Origin of the sequence: Chromobacterium fluminis (genome assembly GCF_011602385.1) — a bacterium.
GTDB classification, from domain to species: Bacteria; Pseudomonadota; Gammaproteobacteria; order Burkholderiales; family Chromobacteriaceae; genus Chromobacterium; species Chromobacterium fluminis.
Genome location: NZ_JAAOMA010000094.1, coordinates 1 through 7,111, shown reverse-complemented (window position 1 = coordinate 7,111; position 7,111 = coordinate 1). Strand labels below are relative to the sequence as shown.

Genomic DNA, 7,111 nt, shown 5'->3' with positions numbered 1-7,111 from the left:
TTACGCGCGCTTTCCAGAAGTGGTCTGATCACTTCAAATTGTTCGCGACTGATATCGCTTGGGTAGCTTTTTCTCACCCCTGGATTTTCTCACACTCTGCTCTACTCAGAGACTTTGAACAGGCTCTCAGGCCCCGGACGCCAGCGCCGCGGGCTTCTGCGCCTGCGCCAGGGCGGCGTTGACCTGCCAGTCGTTGCCGTTGCGCTGCAAACGCACCGGCCAGCGGTAGACCGCCAGCAGGCGCTCCGGCGTCAGCACCTGTTCCGGCGCGCCGGCCACCACCAGCCGGCCCTGTTCCAGCAAGGCCACGTGATCCGCGTAGCTGGCCGCCAGCGCCAGGTCGTGCAAGACCTGCACCACGGTGCGGCCCTGGCGCGACAATTCCAGCAGCAGTTGTTGCAAGCGGTGTTGGTGGCGCAGGTCCAGGTGATTGGTGGGCTCGTCCAGCAGCAGCACCGGCGCTTGCTGCGCCAAGGCGCGGGCGATGGCCGCGCGCTGGCGTTCGCCGCCGGACAACTGATCCAGCCGCTGGTCGGCGTAATCGTCCAGCTCCACCGTGCCCAGCGCGTCCGCCACCGCGCTTTTGTCCTCAACCCGCGGGCGAGAGAAGGCGCCGAGGTAGGGCACGCGACCCAGCATCACGAACTCGCGCACCGTCAACGGAATGCCGGAGGGGATGTGCTGCGGCACCCAGGCGATGCGGCGGGCGCGCACCGCCGGTTCCATCCGGCCGACGCACTGGCCGGCCAGGCGCACCGCGCCGGCGCTGGGCGTGTTCAGGCCGGCCAGCAGCCGCATCAGCGTGGTTTTGCCGGCGCCGTTGGGGCCCAGCAGCGCGCTGACCCGTCCAGTGGGCAAATCCAGGTTGATGTCGTCCAGAATCCGCTTGCCGCCGATGTCGCAGGCCAACTGGCGCACGCACAGGGTTGTGGTTTCAGCCATTGATCAGACTCCTTTGTTGTCGCCGGAACAGCCATACGAAGAACGGCGGCCCGGCGAATGCCGCCATCAGGCCCACAGGCAGATCGATGGGCCAGGCGACGGTGCGCGCCAGGGTGTCCACCGCCAGCAGGAACAAGGCCCCGGCCCAAGCCGACAGCAGGATCAGCCGGCGGCGGCAGCCGCCCATCAGCAGCGCCAGCGCATTGGGAATCATCATGCCGACGAAGCCGATCACCCCGGACAGCGCCACCGCGCCGCCGGTGGCCAGCGCCGCGCCGACCGCGGTGAGCCGGCGGGTGCGGCGCACGTCTATGCCCAGGGATTGGGCGGCGTCCTCGCCCAGCAACAGGCAGTCCAGATCGCGGCCCACCGCGATCAGGATCAGCAAGCCCAGGCCGGCCACGCCCAGGCAGGCCAGCAGCCGTTCCGACGAAGCGGAGGACAGATTGCCGGCCAGCCAGCTGGTGGCGGCGCGCAGGGTCAGGTCGTCGGACATGAAAATCATCAGGCTGGTGACCGCGCCGCAGAAGGCGCCCACCACCAAGCCCATCAACAGCAGACCGGCCAGGCCGCCGCGCACCAGCCGCGACAGCAACAGGATCAGCCAGGTGGCCAGCAGGCCGCCGCCAAAGGCGGCCAGCGGCAAGGACAGGCCGGCGGCGCCGACGGCCAGCATGCCGACCACGGCCAGCGCCGCGCCGCTGGAAGTGCCGATCAGGCCGGGGTCGGCCAGCGGATTGCGAAACAGCGCTTGCAAGGCCGCGCCGCTGGCGGCCAGCGCCGCGCCCACGCCCAGCGCCGCGGCGATGCGCGGCAGCCGCAGCTGGGTCAGCAGCGGATCGCTGAAGTCCGGCCAGGCCAGGCCGTTGCCGCCGCTGGACAAGGCCAGCAAGGGCAACAGCAGGCTGGCGGCGATCAGGCCCAACAACAGCCAGCGGCCGCGATTGGGCGCGGCGGCGTCCAGGGTCAGCGCGCTCACATCTTCACCATCTGATCGACCACCGCCGGGCTGTTCAGGCCCACCATCATCGCGTCCTTGGCCGGCAGCAGGTAGATGCGGCCTTGTTTTCCGGCCGGCGTGGAGGCGATTTCCGGCCGTTTGGAGAAGACCTCCTTGCCGCCGTGCACCGCGCCGGTGTGGCTGCCCAGAATGATCACGTCGGGCTGCAGGCTCTGCCAGGCGTCGCGCGCCATCGGCTTGAAGCCGGACAACTGGCTGGCGACGTTGACGCCGCCGGCGGCGCGGATCAGGGTGTCGGCGGCGGTGTCGCGGCCGGCCACCAACTGGCCGTCGTAGCTGACCAGGTAGCGCACGCCGCGCGCCGGGCGCGGCGTCATCTCGCGCTGCCAGCGGCTGGCCAGTTGCTGGGCGTGGGCGTCGCGGCCCAGGAGTTGCCCCACTTTGCGGATCGCGTCGGCGAAGTCCGCGCCGTCCTCGCGGCGCGTCACTTCCTCGGCGCGCACCTGCAATTGGCGCAGCTGGGTCCATACCGTCGGCGGTTGCGCCTCGGCGCTGCCCAGCACCAGGGTGGGCTTGAGCCGGGCGATGGTTTCGGCGTTCAGCGCGCGGGAAAAGCCCACCACTTGCGCCTGAGCCAAAGCCGGCGACTTGCTGGAACGGTCGCGGCCGACGACTTCCTTGCCGGCGTCCAGCGCCACCACGATGTCGGCGATGTCGGGGGTCATCACCACGATGCGTTGTAACGCCGAGGCGGGCAAAGCGGCGACCAGGCCCAGCAGGGCGGCGAAGGCGAATTTAGGCGACATCGGCGCGCTCCAGTGCCGGCAGTTCGCCCAGCAGTTTGATCCATTCCACGCGTTCCGCCTGGCCCGGCTTGCGCTCGCCAAAGAAAGTGGCCAGCGATAGGCCCTGGTCGTCGAACAGTTCCAGCGAGGTCACCACGCCGTGATCGCCCGGCTTGCGGGTGACCCAGGCTTCGGCGATCAGATCGGTGCGCAGATGCAGGTTGAAGTGAGGGTCCAGCACATTGAGCCAGTTGCCGACGATCTGCACATTGCGCACCGGGCCGGTGTGAATCTGGATCATGCCGCGGTTGCCAGCGAACACCATGATGGGCGCTTCGATATGGGCGGCGCGGCGCAGCAGCTGCTCCACCGCTTCCGGCAGCACGCGCCAGGCCTGGCCTTCCGGCGCCAGGCGGAAGCCTTGCTGGCGGGACACGCCCCAGCGGCGCAGGAAGGGATGGAAGGCGTGCACGTCCTTCAGGCTCTGCCATTCCTGCTGGAAGCCGGCCTTGTCGATGGCCTCGTCGTCCAGCTCTGCCGCTTCGGCTTCCGGCGGGTCTATCCGCAGCGCCGCCTTGGGCGCGGCGAAGGCCTCCACCAGGCGCTGGTAGGCGTTCACGTCGCTATTGGCGGTCAGGTAGATTTTGTGCACGGCTTCGCCGAAGCGGTCGAAGAATTGCAGGCTGCGCTGTTCGCCGCGCGCGCCGGCCGTGGTGACGGCGAAGGCGTGTTGCCAATGGAACAGGAAGATGCGCAGGTCGATGACCGGGTTGATGGCCAGGCCGATCTTGCCGTCGATTTGCACATTGCGGTAATCGCCGGTGGTTTCATGCACGCAGGCGTGATTGCGCGTTAGCGCCATCACCGGGCCCAAGTGGGCGATCTGGCTCAGGATGTCGTTCCAATGCGGCTGCAAGGCCTGGCTGGCCGGATCGGCGGCTACCAGTTCGGCTTCGCTGACGCCCAGCGCGTCGGCGGCGTCGCGCGCGCGCAGTTTCGGCTGGCTGGCTTTCAGGATTTGGTAACGATCCCACAGCTGGCTGAAGTCGGTCATGTTTGGATTCTCCTTGGAACGATCAAAAACGGGCGCCCGCCAAGGGGCGGGCGCTCGCGGTTAGAAGGTGTATTCGACGCTGGCGCTAATGTTGCGGCCAGGCTGAGTGAACAGGTCCAGCGCGCGCTCAGTGCTGGGTTTGCCGCGCACGTCGGCGGCTTTCCAGTACTTCTGGTCGAAGACGTTGAACACGCCGGCGCGCAGCGTGGTGTTCTTGGCCGGCTTCCAGTAAGCGGTCAGGTCCAGCACGGCGTAGCCCGGAGCCTTGAACGGCGGCGAGGTCTGGCTGCGGCCCTGCTGCGCGATATTGGGCAGGCGGTCGTTGGCACTCGCCAGTTTCAGCATGGCTTCGCCGCCGAAGACGGCTTGGTCGTAGCGCAGGCCCAGCGTGGCGTTGAGCGGGGTAATGCTGGCCAAGGGCTCGTTCTTCTGTTTGTTCTGGCCATGGGTGTAGGCGATGGACGCCATCGCGCGCCAGCTCGGCGCGAAGCGCCAGGCGGCGCGGCCTTCCACGCCCTTGATCTCGACTTCGCCGATGTTCTGGTATTGGAAGGCGGACAGGCCGTTGATCATGCCGATGTCGGCCAGATCGATGAAGTCTTTGTAGCGGTTGGCATAGGCGGTGAGGCCGAAGTCAACGCTGTCCCACTGGCCTTTCAGCCCCAGTTCCACGCCGCGGCTGCTTTCGGACTTGAGATTGGGGTTGGGCAGCACTTGATAGCGTTGAATCGGGTTGGTGAAGGCCATATTGGCGTCGTCGAATGGCGGCGCGCGGAAGCCGGAGGAGAACTGCAGGAAGCCGGTGTAGTGATCGGCGAAAGGCAGGCTCAGCCCCAGCTTGGGCGAGAAGGCGCTGTCCTTGAAGGTGGGCACCTGATAGTTGTTGGGGTTGCCGTTGGCGAAGGCCTGGTCCAACTGCGGCGTCATCTTGTAGTGATCCCAGCGCAGCGACGGAGACGCCACCAAGCCGTTGCCGAACTTGATCTCGTCCTGGACAAACAGGCCGATGCGCTCGGAGTGGCTATCCGGGAAGGTCTTGTTGGGGTAGGTTTCCCCGTCGACGATATTGCTGGTGCTGCCGTTCGGATTGTATTGGGTCTTGATGCGCGGACGGCTGGTGTCGGTGCGGCTCAAGTCCGCGCCCCACAAGAGCTGGTGTTTGGCGGACAGCGCCTGGAAATTGTGCTCGGCTTCCAGGGTCAAGCCATAGCTGTCCTGCTTGAAGCCGTAGTCGGACAAGATGCGCAGACCGTTGCTGCGCCATTCCGTGTTGGTGTCGGCGTTGTCCAGCTTCTGGTAATAGGCCTTCACCGCTAGGCGGTCGAAAGCGCCCAACTGCTTGCCTTCCCAGGCCAGCGACGCGCGGTCGCGCTGGGTGCGGTCTTTGGCCTGATTGTTGGTGACGACGTAGGCATTGCGCGGGCCGGGGCCCAAGGCGTTCAGCAGATGACTGTCGGTGTCGCGCCGGTAGTGCTCCAGCGTCAGCTCCAGCCGCTGGTTGGCGGCCGGTTTGAAGCCCAGTTTGGCCAGCACATTGTCGCTGTCCCAGCTTTGCGGATTCGGCTTGGTGCGCAGCGTGCCGCTGCTGTCGTTATTGCCCTGATTGTCGGTTTCATGGCCGTTGCGGTGGGTGTAGAGCAGCATCAGATCGCTGCGCTCGCCCTTGACGCCCACGCCGGCGCTGCTGCCCCAGCCGTTGTTGGCGGTGCCGCCAAAGCCCTTGACGCTGCCGCTCACGCCTTGTTCTTCCGGCACGAAATCGTCCACGGTCTTGGTGCGGTAGCCCACCACGCCGCCGATGGCGTCGGAGCCGTACAGGCTGGAAGTGGGTCCCTTGACGATGTCGATGGCGCGCAGGGTTTCCAGTTCCACGTAATCGCGGCCGGAAACGGCTCCGTTATTGCTGCCGCCGCCGGCATAGGATTCCGGCAGGCGGATGCCGTCGATCAGCATCAGGATGCGGTTGCCGTCTATGCCGCGGATGGTGTAGCCGGCGTTGCCGCGGCGCGCCGGATCGGTGGCCACTTCCACGCCGGGTTCGTATTTGACCGCGTCGGCGATGTCGCGTACCAGTTGATCGTCCAGTTTGTGGCGCGAGATCACGCTGGCGTTGGGGGCGGTTTCCGCCAGCGACTTGCTGCTGCGGTGAGCGGTGACCTGAACGGTCTCCAGTTCCGCCGGCGTCGCCGCCAGCGCGGGCCAGGCGGCGGCCAGGCTCAGAACCAAGGGGGTGGCGCGAAATAAAGCCATGGAAACTCCAAACTTCCTAAGGTTGGGTGCTTCCGCTGGCTGGCTGATTTTGGCTGGCTTGCGGTGTGTAGTGGTCTAGGACCTATTTGATCAGGATGAGCTTGCCGTTGCGGGTCAACTGCAAGCGGTACATCTCGCCCTGATGTTCGATCAGGATTTCCTTGCCTTTGGCGAACAGCTCGCAGCTGCGCAGCACCGGGGATAGGCTGGCAGCGCTGGTTCCGGAGCCGGACTTGGAGGCGGTGTGGGCGTGCATGAATTTATCCATGGCTAAATGGTAACGATTCTCATTATCGAATTCAACCTGGAAAAGGCCTTCAGGCGAACGAAAAGGGCGGGGCTGTGGCGCGGGGGTCACAAAACGGCGTGGTCGAGCCGGCGCAGGCCGGGGATAATGGCGGTTTTGCGCGGAGAGGCGGATGGAACTGAACGCTTTGATCAAGCCCTTGCCTTGCCCGGCGGGCGCGCCGCGGGCCTTGAGCTTGTACCGCGTGAGGCTGGATGTGGATTGGCTGGTGGACGAGGCGCTGCTGGCGGGTTTGAGTCAGGACGAGCGCAAGCGCTGCCTGCGCTATCTGCGCGCCATCAATCAGTTGCAGTTCGCCCTGACCCGGCTGGCCTTGCGGCGGCTGTTGGCGCAAGAAACCGGCCTGGCGCCGGACGCGCTGATGTTTGAGCTGGGAGCACACGGCAAGCCAGTCTTGGCTTGGCCCGGAGCGCCTGTCTTCAATGTGTCCCATTCCGGCGCTTACGCGCTGATCGCCATCGCGCGCGGCGGGCAAGTGGGGGTGGACATCGAAACGGTGCAGCCCATGCGCGACGTGCCGGCGCTGGCGGGGCAGACCTTGCTGCCGGGGGAACTGGAGCTATGCGGGCATGGCCGGGATGTGGCGGCTTTCTTCCAGTTGTGGACCATCAAGGAGGCGGTGCTGAAAGCCTGGGGCGTGGGCATTGCTCAGCACCTGTCCGCGTTCGAGGCCTTGGAACTGACGGATAAGGAACTGCCGTTGCGGATTGCCGCGCCCGAACGTTGGCCGGCGACAAGGGCCTGGGCGCTGGAGGCGCCGGAGGGGTATAGGGCGACGCTGGCCTGGGCGGAGGGGTAAGGCGGGGCGGCCG

At 66.4% G+C, this 7,111-nt stretch carries 7 protein-coding genes; 1 reads left to right on the top strand and 6 read right to left on the bottom strand.

From position 1 onward, the window contains the following. Positions 1-126: 126 nt before the first annotated feature. From HA052_RS26730 to hemP, 6 genes are all read right to left on the bottom strand, one after another. Positions 127-942: an ABC transporter ATP-binding protein gene (locus HA052_RS26730; protein ID WP_081548205.1), complete on the bottom strand. Its 816-nt coding sequence runs from the start codon at positions 940-942 to the stop codon at positions 127-129. After that, positions 935-1,921 carry a FecCD family ABC transporter permease gene (locus tag HA052_RS26725; RefSeq protein WP_166454384.1) on the bottom strand — a complete coding sequence of 329 codons (987 nt, stop codon included), beginning with the start codon at positions 1,919-1,921 and terminating at the stop codon, positions 935-937. The genes HA052_RS26730 and HA052_RS26725 overlap by 8 nt, the downstream gene beginning before the upstream one ends. Continuing rightward, positions 1,918-2,709 (bottom strand): heme/hemin ABC transporter substrate-binding protein, encoded by a 792-nt coding sequence (locus HA052_RS26720; protein ID WP_166454383.1) that lies wholly within the window; start codon positions 2,707-2,709, stop codon positions 1,918-1,920. The genes HA052_RS26725 and HA052_RS26720 overlap by 4 nt, the downstream gene beginning before the upstream one ends. Continuing rightward, positions 2,699-3,742 (bottom strand): hemin-degrading factor, encoded by a 1,044-nt coding sequence (locus tag HA052_RS26715; protein ID WP_166454382.1) that lies wholly within the window; start codon positions 3,740-3,742, stop codon positions 2,699-2,701. Before HA052_RS26715 ends, HA052_RS26720 begins: the two co-directional genes overlap by 11 nt. A gap of 60 nt (positions 3,743-3,802) precedes the next feature. Beyond that, positions 3,803-5,992, bottom strand: a complete 2,190-nt coding sequence (locus tag HA052_RS26710) for a TonB-dependent hemoglobin/transferrin/lactoferrin family receptor (RefSeq protein ID WP_166454381.1) — start codon at positions 5,990-5,992, stop codon at positions 3,803-3,805. Between the two features lie 82 nt (positions 5,993-6,074). Then, positions 6,075-6,248 (bottom strand): hemin uptake protein HemP, encoded by a 174-nt coding sequence (hemP, locus tag HA052_RS26705; RefSeq protein WP_166454380.1) that lies wholly within the window; start codon positions 6,246-6,248, stop codon positions 6,075-6,077. Between the two features lie 163 nt (positions 6,249-6,411). On the opposite strand from hemP, the gene HA052_RS26700 reads away from it, so the two are divergent. After that, complete coding sequence (locus tag HA052_RS26700; protein ID WP_166454379.1) at positions 6,412-7,098, top strand: 4'-phosphopantetheinyl transferase family protein; 687 nt, start codon at positions 6,412-6,414, stop codon at positions 7,096-7,098. The last annotated feature ends 13 nt before the right edge of the window (positions 7,099-7,111 follow it).

Excerpts from the sequence above, each read along its gene's own strand:
- HA052_RS26730 (WP_081548205.1), bottom strand. The coding sequence starts at position 942 with ATGGCTGAAACCACAACCCTGTGCGTGCGCCAGTTGGCCTGCGACATC.
- HA052_RS26720 (WP_166454383.1), bottom strand. The coding sequence starts at position 2,709 with ATGTCGCCTAAATTCGCCTTCGCCGCCCTGCTGGGCCTGGTCGCCGCT.
- HA052_RS26715 (WP_166454382.1), bottom strand. The coding sequence starts at position 3,742 with ATGACCGACTTCAGCCAGCTGTGGGATCGTTACCAAATCCTGAAAGCC.
- HA052_RS26710 (WP_166454381.1), bottom strand. The coding sequence starts at position 5,992 with ATGGCTTTATTTCGCGCCACCCCCTTGGTTCTGAGCCTGGCCGCCGCC.
- hemP (WP_166454380.1), bottom strand. The coding sequence starts at position 6,248 with ATGCACGCCCACACCGCCTCCAAGTCCGGCTCCGGAACCAGCGCTGCC.
- HA052_RS26700 (WP_166454379.1), top strand. The coding sequence starts at position 6,412 with ATGGAACTGAACGCTTTGATCAAGCCCTTGCCTTGCCCGGCGGGCGCG.